The sequence below is a fragment of the Burkholderia sp. LK4 genome, assembly GCF_001043615.1.
Lineage (GTDB): Bacteria > Pseudomonadota > Gammaproteobacteria > Burkholderiales > Burkholderiaceae > Burkholderia > Burkholderia cepacia.
On record NZ_LDUL01000152.1, the window covers coordinates 1 to 239 of the forward strand.

The following is a 239-nucleotide window of genomic DNA, read 5'->3' on the forward strand; positions in this document are numbered from 1 at the left end:
TAATGCCGTTCAGTTAAGCAACTGAACGGCATTTTTGTTTTTAGGGTTGGAGTTGTAAACAGAGCGGCAAGCTGTTAACTTGGTCAGCGATGCTGAACGACCACCTGACCTTTCTGCTGGATGCAGCACCTGCCGACCTGAGTCGGCTCTGCGAGCATCTGCCACATAACTGGATCGAACAGGCCATCGAAGCGACGGGCACGGCCAGCATTCGCCGGCGGCGCTTACCAGCCGAGCAG

At 55.6% G+C, this 239-nt stretch carries 1 protein-coding gene; it reads left to right on the top strand.

Translation table 11 applies throughout. The features are described 5' to 3' along the window. Positions 1-89 precede the first annotated feature (89 nt). Positions 90-239, top strand: a 150-nt coding sequence (locus tag VK92_RS41320) for a transposase domain-containing protein (RefSeq protein WP_197092562.1), incomplete at its 3' end; no start/stop codon positions are given.